Genomic DNA, 12,929 nt, shown 5'->3' with positions numbered 1-12,929 from the left:
TCGGTGGCGGCCGTTAAGGTCGCAGCCATGGCACGAATTGCGGTGATCGGCGCCGGGATGGGCGCGATGGCGGCGGCGGCCCGGCTGGCCGTGGCAGGCCACCGGGTGACGGTGTACGAGCGGTCCGGGACGTACGGCGGCTCGCTCGGCCGGCATGCAGCCGAGGGCTTCACCTTCGACACCGGGCCCGGTCTGCTCCCGCTCCCCGCGGTCTACCGGGACCTCTTCGTGAAGACCGGCAAGGAGCCGCTGGAGCGGTGCGTCACGCTGGCCCAGGTGGACCCGGCGAGCCGTCATGTCTTCGCCGACGGCACCGCGGTGTCCCTGCCGAACGCGTCACGCGCCGGGACCGTCGCCGCCCTGGACGCCGCGCTCGGCGGCGGGGCGGGGGCGAAGTGGGGGGCGTTCCTCGACCGGGCCAGGGATGCCTGGGACCGCTCGCGCCGGCCGCTCCTGGAGGAGCCGCTGCGCCCCGACCGGCAGGTGCTGGCCCGCGATCCGTATCCGGCCGAGGAACGGCGGCGGCTGCTGCGCCCGGCCCGGCGGGCGGGGACGGTGGCGGAGATCGGCGCCTGGGAGCTGGCGGATGCCCGGCTGGCGGCCCTGCTCGACGGATACGCCCTCGGCTACGGCCTGGACCCGCTGCGCGCCCCGGCGAGCGCGGCCCTGCTGCCGTACATGGAGGAGACGTTCGGCAGCTGGTACGTGGTGGGCGGCATGCGGGAGCTGGCTCGGGCGGTGTACGAGCGGTGCCTGGCGCGGAAGGTGGAGTTCGTCCTCGGCGCCGAGGTGGCCCGGGTCCTGGAGAAGGACGGCCGGGCGGCGGGCGTGGAGCTGGCGGACGGGACGGTCGCGGAGGCCGCCCACGTGGTGCTGGGCGTCCGGCCGCGTCCTGACCTGGTGCCGGGTCAGGAGCTGTGGGGCGAGGGCGAGGTGACGGTGCGTCCGGGTGCCGGCGGGTCCGGCCGTTTCGTGGTCCTGCTGGCGCTGCGCGGGGGCCGGCCGGCGGACGCGGCGCACCGGACGGTGGTGCACCCGGCGGACGGGGCGGACGAGCGCGAGGCGGTGTTCGGGGGACGGACCGCGGCGCACCCCACGGTGACCGTGCTGCGGCCCGACGACCCGTCGACCCGCCCCGACGAGGCGCACGAGGCGGTGACGCTGACGGCGACGGTCGCCCCGCACGGTCCGGTGGACTGGACGGACGAGGCGCTGCGGGCGCGGTACGCGGACACGCTGATCGACGCGGCGGACGCGGCCGTGCCCGGCCTGCGCGAGCGGGTGCTGCACAGCTGGGTGCGGACGCCCGCCGAGACCGCCGAGGACACGGGCGCGGAGGGCGGCGCCGTCCCCCCGCCCGCGCTGGCGGGTGCCGGAGGCGGGTTCCTGCACCCCGCCAACCGCACACGGCTGCCCGGTCTGCTGCTGGCGGGCGGCTGGTCGCATCCGGGCGGCGGTCTGGCGCACGCGGGCATGTCCGGGGCGCTGGTCGCGGGGACCGTGGTCGAGGGGGACGGCTTCCGCGGGTCCCAGTGAGGTGCCGGCCGGCGGGCCGTCAGTAGCGGTACTGCTCGTTGTGGCCGGGGTCGTAGCCGTGCGGATACGGGGCCGGCGGCTGGGCCGCGGGCTGCTCCGGCGGGTACTGCTCGCCCTCGCGCTGCTGCGGCACCCAGACACCGCCCGGCGGGGTCTCCGAGGCGTAGGCGTCCGACTGCCCGTACGCCCCGGTGTGCTGCTGCTGGCCGCCGTAGGCGTCGTAGTTCCCGTAGCTGTCGTACGTGCCGTACTGCGGGGTGCCCGTGGTGGTGCCGATGTACGGGTCGGAGTAGGCGGCGTACTGCTGCTGGCCCGTGCCGTAGTCGTACTGCCCGGTTCCGGCGTAGGTGTCCTGGCCGGCGTAGGCGCCCTGGTCCTGGGGCTGGGGGGCCGGGTAGCCGGCGTAGGGGTCGTACGCGTCGTACTGCGGCGCGCCCTGGGACTCCTGGGACTGCTGCTGCGGCTGGGGCTGTGACGGGGATTGGCCGGTGTAGACGCCGTACTGCCCGGTGTCCTCGGGCATCGGCTCCGGCTCGTAGACCGCGGCCGGGGCGAACTGCGGGGCGGCCGGGACGGCCTGCGGGGCGGGCGGGGCGTCGCCCTCGTACTCCACTTCCAGGCCGGAGACCTCCAGCGTGGGCTTGCGGTCGCGTCCGCCGCGCCGGCGGCGACTCTCCCCCGGTTTGCCCCCTATCGCCCAGCCGGTCGAGAAGCCCTTGCGGAACGAGAGCGTGACGTAGGTCTGGCCGGTGGCGAAGGCCACCGCGCCGAGGGCGATGACGGGCACGGACGGCACCAGGACGCCGATGACCACGCCGAGGAAGCCCGTGAAGGCGAGCAGACGCCAGCGCAGCCGCGCCTTGTACTGCAGCAGCACTTCGCCGAGCAGCCACAGCGCGACGACACCGAACGCGATGTAGAGGACCGTCCAGCCCATGCCCGCCCCCTTCTACGGCCACCGCCCGGGATCGTGGCGGGTACGGCCGGTCACGACTGCCTGTGCAGTCCGAGATTCTCGTGGATCTCAAGCGTCGCAGTCGAGTTGTTCAGCGTGATGAAGTGCAGTCCGGGCACACCCTCGGACAGCAGCTTCGCGCAGAACCGCGTTGCGAAGTCGATACCGATGGAGCGTACAGCGGCGGCGTCGTCCTTGACCGCGAGGATGCGCTCTTTCAGCTCCTCGGGCAGCTTCGCGTTGCTGAGCTGGGGGAATCTCTCCAATTGCCGGACGCTGGTGACGGGCATGACCTCGGGAATGATCGGGGTGTCGCAACCCGCGGCGACCACCCGGTCACGCAGCCGCAGATACGCGTCCGGGTCGAAGAACATCTGCGTGATCGCGTAGTCGGCGCCCGCGCGGCACTTGTCCACGAAATGCCGGACGTCGGTGTCCCAGTCGGTGGAGCGCGGGTGCCTCTCCGGGAACGCCGCGACGCCGACGCAGAAGTCGCCGGCCTCCTTGATCAGCCGGACCAGGTCCGCCGCGTATTTCACGCCCTGCGGGTGCTCGACCCACGGGCCCATCGGGTCGCCCGGCGGGTCCCCGCGCACGGCGAGGATGTTCCGGATGCCCGCGTCCGCGTACTGGCCGACCATGTTGCGCAGTTCGGCGACGGAGTGGTCGACCGCGGTGAGGTGGGCGACCGGGGTGAGCGTGGATTCGGCGGCGATGTCCTGGGTGGCCTTGACCGTCCCGGCACGGGTGGAGCCACCGGCCCCGTACGTGACGGAGACGAAGCTCGGCCCGACCGCCTCGACCCGGCGCAGCGCGTTCCACAGGTTGCGCTCGCCCTTCTCGGTCTTGGGCGCCCAGAACTCGAACGAGTACGAGGTCTCGCCGGTCGCGAGCATCTCACGCACGGTACGCGCGTGATCTGTCCTGGTGGAGGGTGTGCCAAGGGCCATACCGGCAGGTTAACCAGGGTGGAGCGACCCCCCAACCGAACCAGGGTCATTTGCCGGAATTGACTGATTCTTGTCCACCCTTCGGACAGATCCGTCCCAGAGTCGCTGTCCGGGCGGGAGCGTCCCGGTCAGGCTCCGGCGCGCTCGCGGACCCTTCGTGCCAGCTCAGCGGCGGCCTCGCCCGGGTCGGACGCCTCGGTGAGCGCCCGTACGACGACGATCCGGCGCGCTCCGGCGTCCAGCACCTGGTCGAGGTTGTCCGCGTCGATCCCGCCGATGGCGAACCAGGGGCGGGCGGGGGCGAGCGAGGCCGCGTAGCGCACGAGGTCCAGTCCGGGGGCGTGCCGGCCGGGCTTGGTGGGGGTGGGCCAGCAGGGGCCGGTGCAGAAGTAGTCGACGCCGGGCTCGGCGACGGCCGCGTCGACCTCGGACTCGGCGTGTGTGGAGCGGCCGATGACCACGTCCGGTCCGATGATCGCGCGGGCGGCGGGCACCGGAAGGTCGCCCTGGCCCAGGTGCAGCACGTCGGAGCCGATGGCGTGGGCGACGTCCGCCCGGTCGTTGACCGCGAGGAGCTTGCCGTGGCGCTCGCAGGCGTCGGCCAGGACCGCGAGGTGGTCGAGCTCCTCGGCCGCCTCCATGCCCTTGTCGCGCAGCTGGACGACGTCCACCCCGCCCGCGAGCACCGCGTCGAGGAACTCGGGGAGGTCGCCCTGGCGCCTGCGCGCGTCCGTGCACAGGTAGAGCCGGGCATCGGACAGCGCCGCGCGAGGCGTGGACATGGTGTGGTTCCCCCCGGGGAAGACGGTGACGGCGAAGCGGTGGTGCGGGCGCGGGAATGCGGGCCGCCCGTGCGGTGCGGCCCGCATTCCCGGTACTGCGGTCGGTCAGACGGCGAGCGCCTGGGCGCGGCGCTTCACCTCCGTGCCGCGATTCTCACTCAGCGCCTGCGCGGGGGTGCCGGGCAGGGTCGGGTCGGGGGTGAAGAGCCATTCGAGCATCTCCTCGTCGGAGTAGCCGTCGTCCTTCAGGAGCGTCAGGGTCCCGGAGAGGCCCTTGACCACCCGGCTGCCGTCGATGAAGGCGGCGGGCACCTGGAGGGCCCGGTTCTCCCCACGGCGTACGGCGATGAGCTGGCCCTCCTTGACCAGCTGCCGCACACGCGTCACCTCGACATCGAGCATTTCGGCGATGTCGGGCAGGTGGAGCCAGGCGGGGACGAGTGCATCGATCTTTGCGTCAATCTCGGTCACGGGGACAAGCCTGCCATCCCGGACTGACAGCCGAAACCCGGACTCGGCCCTTCAGGGGCGCGCCCCTCACGGCAGCACCGCCGACTTCAGCGGTACGGACGGGTCACCGGCCCGTTCCGCGTCGAGCCGGGCCCCCGCCTCGATGAGCCGGCGCCCCTGGGCCAGGTCGCGCGGCCGGCCGACCGCGAGCACGGCGGCCAGGACGCCGTCGCGCAGCCAGCACACCGACCAGGCGGGCCCGGCCGGGTCGCCGCGCCACAGCAGGGTGTCGGCGTCCGCGTGGTGGCCCGCGTACTGGACGAACCGGCCGAACTGCTCGGACCAGAAGTAGGGCACGGGGTCGTAGGGCGGGATCTCCCCTGCGTCCTCGGCCGCGATGTGGGCGGCGGCGGTCCGGGGGCCCTGGAGGGCGTTGTCCCAGTGGTGGACGACCAGGCGGGTGCCGTAGCGGGCCGAGGGGAAGGAGGCGCAGTCGCCGACCGCGTACACATCGGGCTGCGAGGTGCGCAGCGCGGCGTCGGCGGTCACCGACCCCTCGGGGCCGAGCGCGATGCCGGAGCCGGCCAGCCAGCCCGTGGCGGGCCGGGCGCCGATGCCGACGACGACCGCGTCGGCGGCCAGGGTACGGCCGTCGGCGAGGACCACCGCGCCGGGCTCGACGCGGGCCACCCGGGCCCCGGTGAGGAGCCGGGCGCCGCTCTGTTCGTACCAGTCGGCCATCGGGGCCGTGACCTCGGCGGGCAGGGCACCGGCCAGGGGGCGGTCGGCGGCCTCGACGACGGTGACCGCGCAGCCGGCGGCGCGGGCGGCGGTGGCGAATTCGGCGCCGATCCAGCCGGCGCCGACGACCACGACGGTGTGGCCCGCTTCGAGCACGGGGCGCAGCCGGGCCGCGTCGTCCAGGGTGCGCAGGAGGTGGACGCCGGGCACCCCGTCGGAGCCGGGCAGGGCGACGGGTTCGGCCCCGGTGGCGAGGACCAGGACGTCGTAGGGGACCGGGCCCTGCGAGGTGTCCAGTTCATGGGCGCCGGAGCGCACCCCGGTCACCTCGCAGCCCAGGCGCAGGGTGATGCCGAGCCCGTCGAAGTCGATGTCGAAGGCGGATTCCTCGGCCTTGCCGAGCAGCACCGCCTTGGACAGCGGGGGCCGGTCGTAGGGCTGGTGGGGTTCGGCGCCGATCAGGGTGACGGGGCCGGTGAAGCCCTGTTCCCGCAGGGCGACGGCGGTCTGCACGCCCGCCATGCCCGCACCGGCGATGACGACCCGGCGCTCCGTCCGCTGCTGTTGCTCGCTCACCTGTCCACCTTACGCATCTGACGGAACGTCAGGAAGGGGTGGCCGCATTCACCGCCCTCCCCGCCCGCTCCGTGGGTGAGGTCGTTAGGGTGGCCACGGTAAGACACTCGCGGGAGCCCGGACGCACCGGGCTGAGAGGGAGGCTGGCGGCCTCCGACCGTACGAACCTGATCCGGGTCATGCCGGCGAAGGGAGGGGCTGGACACCCATGGGCACCCATCGCACCGACGGGTCCGACGTCCTCGTCATCGGGGGCGGCATCATCGGCCTGGTGACCGCCTGGCGGGCCGCGCAGCGCGGCCTGTCCACCGCGCTCGCCGATCCCGGACCGGGCGGCGGAGCGGCCCGGGTCGCGGCCGGGATGCTGGCCGCCGTCACCGAGCTGCACTACGGCGAGGAGACGCTGCTCGGGCTCAACCTCGCGTCGGCCCGGCGCTATCCGTCGTTCACGGCCGAGCTGGAGGCGGCGAGCGGGCAGGACATCGGCTTCCGCGCCTGCGGCACCCTGGCCGTCGCGCTGGACGCCGACGACCGCGCCCATCTGCGCGAACTCCACGAGCTGCAACGCCGCTCGGGGCTCGATTCACAGTGGCTGACCGGGCGCGAGTGCCGCCGTCTGGAGCCGATGCTCGCGCCCGGCGTGCGCGGGGGGCTGCGGGTGGACGGCGACCACCAGGTCGACCCGCGCCGGCTGGCCGCCGCGCTGCTGACGGCCTGCGAACGGGCCGGCGTGGTCTTCCACCGCCGCCGGGCCGACCGCCTCTCGGTGGTGGCCGGCCGGGCCGCCGGGGCCGTCCTGGACGACGGCACAAAGGCGGCGGCCGATCAGGTCGTGCTCGCGGCCGGCAGTCTCAGCGGCCGGCTCGCCGGGGTGCCCGCCCACGTCCTGCCGCCGGTCCGCCCGGTGAAGGGCCAGGTGCTGCGGCTGTCCGTACCCCCGGCGTACGCCCCCTTCCTCTCGCGCACCGTGCGGGCGGTGGTCCGGGGCAGCCACATCTACCTCGTACCCCGCGAGAACGGCGAACTGGTCGTCGGCGCCACCAGCGAGGAGATGGGCTGGGACACCACCGTGACGGCGGGCGGGGTGTACGAGCTGCTGCGCGACGCGCACGAGCTGGTACCCGGCATCACCGAACTGCCGCTCACCGAGACCCGGGCCGGTCTGCGCCCCGCCTCCCCCGACAACGCCCCGCTGCTCGGCAGCACCGCGCTGCCCGGCCTCCACCTCGCCACCGGCCACCACCGCAACGGCGTGCTGCTCACCCCCGTCACCGGAGACGCCATGGCGTCGCTGCTGGCCGACGGCGCGCTGCCCGACGCGGTCCGCCCCTTCTCCCCCGGCCGTTTCCCGCCTGCCGCACCCGTACCCCAGGAGCAGCCCGCATGACCGAGTCCACCCCGCTCACCGTGTCCGTGAACGGCGAGCCGGTCGCCGTCGCCGCCGGCACCACCCTGGACGCCCTCGTCGCGACGCTGACCGGTGCCCCGGCGGGGGTGGCGGCCGCGCTCAACGAGACCGTCGTGCCGCGCGGCCAGTGGCCCTCGGCCGCGCTCAGCGACGGCGACCGGGTCGAGGTCCTGACCGCCGTCCAGGGAGGCTGACCATGTCCGACGACACCTTCACCCTCGGCGGGAGCGACTTCGGCTCCCGGCTGATCATGGGAACGGGCGGGGCGCCCAGCCTGGACGTCCTGGAACGGTCCCTGACCGCGTCCGGCACCGAGCTGACCACGGTCGCGATGCGCCGCCTCGACCCGACCGTCCAGGGCTCCGTCCTCTCCGTACTGGAGAAGCTCGCCATCCGGGTGCTGCCGAACACGGCCGGCTGCTACACCGCGGGCGAGGCCGTGCTCACCGCCCGGCTGGCCCGCGAGGCGCTCGGGACGGACTGGATCAAGCTGGAGGTGGTGGCCGACGAGCGCACCCTGCTGCCCGACCCGGTCGAGCTGCTGGACGCCGCCGAGACGCTGGTCGACGACGGTTTCACGGTGCTGCCGTACACCAACGACGACCCGGTGCTGGCCCGGAAGCTGGAGGACGTGGGATGCGCCGCGGTCATGCCGCTCGGCTCCCCCATCGGCTCGGGCCTGGGCATCCGCAACCCGCACAACTTCCAGCTGATCACCGAACGGGCCCGGGTGCCGGTGATCCTGGACGCGGGCGCCGGGACCGCGTCGGACGTGGCGCTCGCCATGGAGCTCGGCTGCGCGGCCGTGATGCTCGCGTCGGCGGTGACCCGCGCCCAGGAGCCCGAGCTGATGGCCGCCGCGATGCGGCACGCGGTCCGGGGCGGGCGCCTCGCGTACCGTGCCGGGCGCATCCCGCGCCGCCACTTCGCCGAGGCGTCGTCGCCGCTGGCCGGGCGTGCGGTGCTCGATCCGGAGCGGCCGGCGTTCTGACGTTCGCGACCGGACGGCGGCCGGAGCCCGGGATTCCGGCCGCCGCCCGCATGTCCCTGTCACGGCTCGGCTTCAGTACTGCGCCGGGTTCGCCCCGGACCGTCGGGCCTGTCCGTGGCGGCTCGTAGACTCGCATGGTGGATACGACCCTCCAGGACCCCCTCGTCGGGCAGCTGCTCGACGGCCGCTACCGCGTCGATGCCCGCATCGCCGTGGGCGGCATGGCCACGGTCTACCGGGCCATGGACACCCGGCTCGACCGGGTGCTCGCCCTCAAGGTGATGCACCCGGCGCTCGCGACCGACGCCTCGTTCGTCGAGCGCTTCATCCGCGAGGCCAAGTCGGTGGCGCTGCTCGCCCACCCCAACGTCGTCGCGGTCTTCGACCAGGGTGCCCAGGGGCAGTACGTCTACCTGGCGATGGAGTACGTCGCCGGGTGCACGCTTCGCGATGTGCTCAGCGAGCGCGGGGCGCTCCAGCCGCGGGCCGCGCTGGACATCCTGGAGTCGGTGCTCGCGGCGCTCGGCGCGGCGCACCGGGCGGGCTTCGTGCACCGCGACATGAAGCCGGAGAACGTGCTCATCGGGGACGACGGCCGGGTAAAGGTCGCAGACTTCGGCCTGGTCAGGGCCGTGGACTCGGTGACGAACACCACCGGGACGATCCTCGGCACCGTCTCCTACCTCGCCCCCGAGCAGATCGAGCACGGCACGGCCGACACCCGCGCCGACGTATACGCCTGCGGCGTCGTGCTGTACGAGATGCTGACCGGCGACAAGCCGCGTGACGGCGACTCGCCCGCCCAGATCATCTACCAGCACCTGAACGAGGACGTGGCGCCCCCGTCCGCCGCCGTCCCCGGGCTCGCCCGCGAACTGGACGAGCTGGTCGCGAGCGCCACCGCCCGCGACCCGGAGGTCCGTCCGTTCGACGCGGTGGCGCTGCTCGCCGGGACCCGCCGGGCGCGCGCCGCCCTCACCGACGAGCAGCTCGACGCCATACCCCCGCAGGCCCGCACCGGGGCGCGGGACTCCGCCGGGGCGGACGGGGACACGGAGAAGACCGACGCCCGTACGACGGTGCTCCCCCGGGTCCTCCCGAACGACCTGGGCACCGCCCACCACACCAGCCGGCTGGAGACGCCCCCGCCCCCGGAGCGCCCGCTGCCGCCCCGCGGGACCGGGCTGCGCGGCGGCCCCCGGCGCGGCGTGATCGCGGCGGTCCTCGCGGTGCTGCTGGTCCTGGGCGTCGGCGGCGGCGTCTGGTACATCAACTCCGGGCAGTTCACCAAGGTCCCCTCACTGCTCGGCCAGACCGAGAAGACCGCCCGCCAGCGGCTCTCGGACAGCGGTCTCGACGTGAAGGGCGTCGATCGCGCCTACAGCGACACCGTCGACCGGGGCAAGGTGATCAGCAGCGACCCGAAGTCGGGCGCGCGGATCAGGGACAACGGCTCGGTGAAGCTGGTCGTCTCGCGCGGGCCCGAGATCGTGGAGGTGCCCGACGTCGAGGGCGTCGCGCTCGCCGACGCCAAGCGGCAGCTGACGAAGGCGGGCCTGCTCCCCGGCATGGTCACCAAGGAGTTCGACGACGACGTGCCGGCCGGTGAGGTGGTGCGTACGGACCCCGAGGCCGGCACCGAGCGCCACCCGGACTCGGCGGTCGCGATCGTCGTCTCCAAGGGCAGCCCCATCGACGTCCCCGACGTCACCGGGCTCTCCGTCGCGGACGCCACCGACGCGCTGGCAGACGAGGGACTGAAGGCCGAGGTGGCGCCCGGCCGGGTGCACTCGCCCGAGGACAAGGGCGACATCGCCCGCCAGTCGCCGGCCGAGGGGACCGAGGCGGCCGAGGGCGACACCGTCACGCTGACGGTGTCCGACGGGCCCCGGATGATCGAGGTCCCGGACGTCGTCGGCAAGGACGTGGACGACGCCCGCGACGAGCTGGAGGCGGCCGGCTTCGAGGTCAAGGTCGACCGCGGGTTCCTCTCCTTCAGCGACAGGATCGCCGGCCAGTCCGTGCACGGCGGCGACACGGCCCCCGAGGGCAGCACCATCACCATCAAGACCAAGGGACTGTAGATCCGCATGCGTAATCCTGTCGGCGGCCATGTGCCGGTGGCCGGCGGCCTCGCCAAGGTCGGCCTTCCGTACGCCCGCGAGATGGGCGCTCAGGCCGTCCAGGTCTTCGTCGCCAACCCGCGCGGCTGGGCCACCCCGGCCGGCAACCCGGCGCAGGACGAGCTGTTCCGTGCCGGGTGCGCCGCCGCTTCCATACCGGCGTACGTGCACGCCCCGTATCTGATCAACTTCGGCTCGCACACCCCGGCCACGGTGGAGCGGTCCGTGGAGTCGCTGCGCCACTCGCTGCGCCGGGCCCGCGAGATCGGCGCCCTGGGCGTCGTGGTGCACACCGGGTCGGCGACCGGCGGGCGGCCCCGCGAGGAGGCCCTGGCCCAGGTGCGCACGTACATGCGGCCGCTGCTGGACGAGCTGACGCACGACGACGACCCGTTCCTGCTGCTGGAGTCGACCGCCGGCCAGGGTTCCTCGCTCTGCTCGCGGACCTGGGACTTCGGCCCGTACTTCGAGGCGCTGGACGCGCACCCGAAGCTCGGCGTCTGCCTGGACACCTGCCACATCTTCGCGGCGGGGCACGACCTCGCGGGCCCCGGCGGCATGAAGGAGACGCTGGACCTGCTGGTGGAGACGGTCGGCGAGGGCCGGCTGAAGCTGATCCACGCCAATGACTCCAAGGACGTCAGCGGCGCCCACAAGGACCGGCACGAGAACATCGGGGCGGGTCACATCGGCGAGGAGCCGTTCCGCGAGCTGTTCACGCATCCGGCCACCGAGAAAGTCCCCCTGGTCATCGAGACCCCGGGCGGCAAGGAGGGACACGCCGCCGACGTGGCCCGGCTCCAGGCGCTGCGCGACGGGAGCTGACCGGGCGGGGGCGCGGACGCCACGCCCGGGTCAGAGCTCGGGGCCGTCCTCCGGCTCCTCCTGGTAGGAGTAGCGCTGTTCCTTCCAGGGATCGCCGACGTTGTGATAGCCGCGCTCCTCCCAGAAGCCCCGGCGGTCCGCGGTCATGTACTCGATGCCCCGGACCCATTTCGGGCCCTTCCAGGCGTACAGGTGCGGCACGACGAGCCGGAGCGGGAAGCCGTGCTCGGCGGTGAGCAGTTCACCGCCCTTGTGGGTGGCGAAAAGGGTCCGGTCGGAGATGAAATCGTCGAGCCGGAGATTCGAACTGAATCCGTACTCGGCCCACACCATCACATGGGTGACCTGAGGGGCGGGCGGCGCGAGAGCCACGACATCACGGGCGAGCACGCCGCCCCATTCGGCTCCGAGCATGCTGAATTTCGTCACGCAATGCAGATCGGCGACGACCGAGGAGAACGGCAGCGCCGAGAATTCCTCGTGGTTCCAGCAGTGCTTCTCGCCGTCGGCAGTGGCGCCGAAAACGCGGAACTCCCAGCGGTCGGGCTTGAACTTGGGCACCGGCCCGTAGTGGGTGACCGGCCATCCGCGCTGCAGTCGCTGGCCCGGCGGAAGCTCGGACTGCTCTGATGCGCGGTGTTCCCGGCTTTCCGGCTGACCCATGCCTCCATGGTGACAGACAGGCGGGGGTGGTCGTGACCAGGGCGGAGTCGATTGGGGCAACTCGTACTAAGCGTGCACTTACTGGACGACCACCGGGCGCGATGCGAGGATGCGGCCAACTTGCCCAGTTCACCGGTTGGAAGGAGCCTCTGCGATGCAGGGCGACCCCGAGGTCATCGAGTTCCTCAACGAACAGCTGACCGCCGAATTGACTGCCATCAATCAGTACTTCCTGCACGCGAAGATGCAGGACAACTTCGGCTGGACGAAGCTCGCGAAATACACGCGCTCGGAGTCCTTCGACGAGATGAAGCACGCCGAGATCCTGACCGACCGCATTCTCTTTCTCGACGGCCTGCCGAACTATCAGCGGCTCTTCCACGTGCGCGTGGGCCAGACGGTCACCGAGATGTTCCAGGCGGACCGGCAGGTGGAGGTGGAGGCGATCGACCGCCTCAAGCGCGGTATCGAGCTGATGCGCGCCAAGGGCGACATCACGTCGGCGAACATCTTCGAGTCGATCCTCGCGGACGAGGAACACCACATCGACTATCTCGACACGCAGCTGGATCTGGTCGAGAAGCTCGGTGAGCCGCTGTACATCGCCCAGCTGATCGAGCAGCCGGACAGCTGACCGCGCGGCGCGGCCGGGCCGCGCTCAGGCCGCTTCGGGAAGCCCGGAAGCCTGTTCGGAGACGGGCGCGGGAACGGCGGCGGTGGCAGGCGTCTGCTTCCGGTCGAGCAGTTCGCGGCGCGGGCAGGCACCGCGGCCGAGCATCGCCTGAATCGTGCGCACGCAGCCGCCGCAGTCCGTGCCCGCCTTGCAGGCGGAGGCGATCTGGCGGGGTGTGCAGGCGCCGGCTGCCGCATGGTCCTTGACCTGCTGCTCCGTAACGCCGAAGCACGAGCAGACGTACACGCGGTTCACC

14 protein-coding genes and 1 riboswitch are annotated in these 12,929 nt (G+C 73.1%); of the genes, 7 read left to right on the top strand and 7 right to left on the bottom strand.

Annotation, left to right across the window (positions count from 1 at the left end; translation table 11 throughout):
* Nucleotides 1-27 precede the first annotated feature (27 nt).
* Nucleotides 28-1,536, top strand: a complete 1,509-nt coding sequence (locus tag B082_RS0130085) for a phytoene desaturase family protein (RefSeq protein WP_202454111.1) — start codon at nucleotides 28-30, stop codon at nucleotides 1,534-1,536.
* 19 nt (nucleotides 1,537-1,555) lie between these two features.
* Here the strand turns inward: B082_RS0130085 and B082_RS0130080 are convergent, their stop codons facing one another.
* From B082_RS0130080 to B082_RS0130060, 5 genes are all read right to left on the bottom strand, one after another.
* A complete protein-coding gene (locus tag B082_RS0130080) occupies nucleotides 1,556-2,473 on the bottom strand; it encodes a hypothetical protein (protein WP_018555507.1) in 918 nt (305 codons plus the stop codon).
* Nucleotides 2,474-2,523: 50 nt separating this feature from the next.
* Nucleotides 2,524-3,441, bottom strand: a complete 918-nt coding sequence (gene metF / locus B082_RS0130075) for a methylenetetrahydrofolate reductase [NAD(P)H] (RefSeq protein ID WP_051094718.1) — start codon at nucleotides 3,439-3,441, stop codon at nucleotides 2,524-2,526.
* A gap of 128 nt (nucleotides 3,442-3,569) precedes the next feature.
* Nucleotides 3,570-4,223, bottom strand: a complete 654-nt coding sequence (gene thiE, locus B082_RS0130070; RefSeq protein WP_026250345.1) for a thiamine phosphate synthase — start codon at nucleotides 4,221-4,223, stop codon at nucleotides 3,570-3,572.
* 105 nt (nucleotides 4,224-4,328) lie between these two features.
* Nucleotides 4,329-4,694 (bottom strand): Rv2175c family DNA-binding protein, encoded by a 366-nt coding sequence (locus B082_RS0130065; protein WP_018555504.1) that lies wholly within the window; start codon nucleotides 4,692-4,694, stop codon nucleotides 4,329-4,331.
* 66 nt (nucleotides 4,695-4,760) lie between these two features.
* Entirely contained in the window at nucleotides 4,761-5,990 is a 1,230-nt protein-coding gene (locus tag B082_RS0130060) for an NAD(P)/FAD-dependent oxidoreductase (RefSeq protein ID WP_018555503.1), read from the bottom strand.
* Nucleotides 5,991-6,089: 99 nt separating this feature from the next.
* Nucleotides 6,090-6,201, top strand: a riboswitch (TPP riboswitch).
* Here B082_RS0130060 and thiO point away from each other — a divergent pair.
* The 5 genes from thiO to B082_RS0130035 all read left to right on the top strand — a co-directional run bounded on the left by thiO (nucleotide 6,199) and on the right by B082_RS0130035 (nucleotide 11,337).
* Entirely contained in the window at nucleotides 6,199-7,377 is a 1,179-nt protein-coding gene (gene thiO / locus B082_RS0130055; RefSeq protein WP_018555502.1) for a glycine oxidase ThiO, read from the top strand. Its footprint overlaps the riboswitch before it by 3 nt.
* Entirely contained in the window at nucleotides 7,374-7,592 is a 219-nt protein-coding gene (gene thiS, locus B082_RS0130050) for a sulfur carrier protein ThiS (RefSeq protein ID WP_018555501.1), read from the top strand. The genes thiO and thiS overlap by 4 nt, the downstream gene beginning before the upstream one ends.
* 2 nt (nucleotides 7,593-7,594) lie before the next feature.
* Nucleotides 7,595-8,389 carry a thiazole synthase gene (locus tag B082_RS0130045; RefSeq protein WP_018555500.1) on the top strand — a complete coding sequence of 265 codons (795 nt, stop codon included), beginning with the start codon at nucleotides 7,595-7,597 and terminating at the stop codon, nucleotides 8,387-8,389.
* Between the two features lie 137 nt (nucleotides 8,390-8,526).
* The gene (gene pknB / locus B082_RS0130040) at nucleotides 8,527-10,473 is read left to right on the top strand and encodes a Stk1 family PASTA domain-containing Ser/Thr kinase (RefSeq protein ID WP_026250344.1); all 1,947 of its coding nucleotides are present in this window, start codon (nucleotides 8,527-8,529) and stop codon (nucleotides 10,471-10,473) included.
* 6 nt (nucleotides 10,474-10,479) lie between these two features.
* Entirely contained in the window at nucleotides 10,480-11,337 is an 858-nt protein-coding gene (locus B082_RS0130035) for a deoxyribonuclease IV (protein ID WP_026250343.1), read from the top strand.
* Nucleotides 11,338-11,367: 30 nt separating this feature from the next.
* Here B082_RS0130035 and B082_RS0130030 read toward each other — a convergent pair whose 3' ends face one another.
* A complete protein-coding gene (locus tag B082_RS0130030) occupies nucleotides 11,368-12,000 on the bottom strand; it encodes a sulfite oxidase-like oxidoreductase (RefSeq protein WP_018555497.1) in 633 nt (210 codons plus the stop codon).
* 154 nt (nucleotides 12,001-12,154) lie between these two features.
* Between B082_RS0130030 and bfr the strand changes: the two genes are divergently transcribed.
* Nucleotides 12,155-12,634, top strand: coding sequence for a bacterioferritin (gene bfr, locus B082_RS0130025; protein WP_018555496.1), 480 nt, complete (start codon nucleotides 12,155-12,157; stop codon nucleotides 12,632-12,634).
* A gap of 24 nt (nucleotides 12,635-12,658) precedes the next feature.
* Here bfr and B082_RS0130020 read toward each other — a convergent pair whose 3' ends face one another.
* Nucleotides 12,659-12,919, bottom strand: a complete 261-nt coding sequence (locus B082_RS0130020; protein WP_018555495.1) for a (2Fe-2S)-binding protein — start codon at nucleotides 12,917-12,919, stop codon at nucleotides 12,659-12,661.
* Nucleotides 12,920-12,929: the final 10 nt, after the last annotated feature.

Origin of the sequence: Streptomyces sp. ATexAB-D23 (genome assembly GCF_000373645.1) — a bacterium.
GTDB lineage: Bacteria > Actinomycetota > Actinomycetes > Streptomycetales > Streptomycetaceae > Streptomyces > Streptomyces castrisilvae.
This window is presented reverse-complemented; position numbering and strand designations above follow the sequence as displayed.

Excerpts from the sequence above, each read along its gene's own strand:
- B082_RS0130085 (WP_202454111.1), top strand. The coding sequence starts at position 28 with ATGGCACGAATTGCGGTGATCGGCGCCGGGATGGGCGCGATGGCGGCG.
- thiE (WP_026250345.1), bottom strand. The coding sequence starts at position 4,223 with ATGTCCACGCCTCGCGCGGCGCTGTCCGATGCCCGGCTCTACCTGTGC.
- thiO (WP_018555502.1), top strand. The coding sequence starts at position 6,199 with ATGGGCACCCATCGCACCGACGGGTCCGACGTCCTCGTCATCGGGGGC.
- thiS (WP_018555501.1), top strand. The coding sequence starts at position 7,374 with ATGACCGAGTCCACCCCGCTCACCGTGTCCGTGAACGGCGAGCCGGTC.
- B082_RS0130080 (WP_018555507.1), bottom strand. The coding sequence starts at position 2,473 with ATGGGCTGGACGGTCCTCTACATCGCGTTCGGTGTCGTCGCGCTGTGG.
- B082_RS0130035 (WP_026250343.1), top strand. The coding sequence starts at position 10,480 with ATGCGTAATCCTGTCGGCGGCCATGTGCCGGTGGCCGGCGGCCTCGCC.
- bfr (WP_018555496.1), top strand. The coding sequence starts at position 12,155 with ATGCAGGGCGACCCCGAGGTCATCGAGTTCCTCAACGAACAGCTGACC.
- B082_RS0130045 (WP_018555500.1), top strand. The coding sequence starts at position 7,595 with ATGTCCGACGACACCTTCACCCTCGGCGGGAGCGACTTCGGCTCCCGG.
- metF (WP_051094718.1), bottom strand. The coding sequence starts at position 3,441 with ATGGCCCTTGGCACACCCTCCACCAGGACAGATCACGCGCGTACCGTG.
- B082_RS0130030 (WP_018555497.1), bottom strand. The coding sequence starts at position 12,000 with ATGGGTCAGCCGGAAAGCCGGGAACACCGCGCATCAGAGCAGTCCGAG.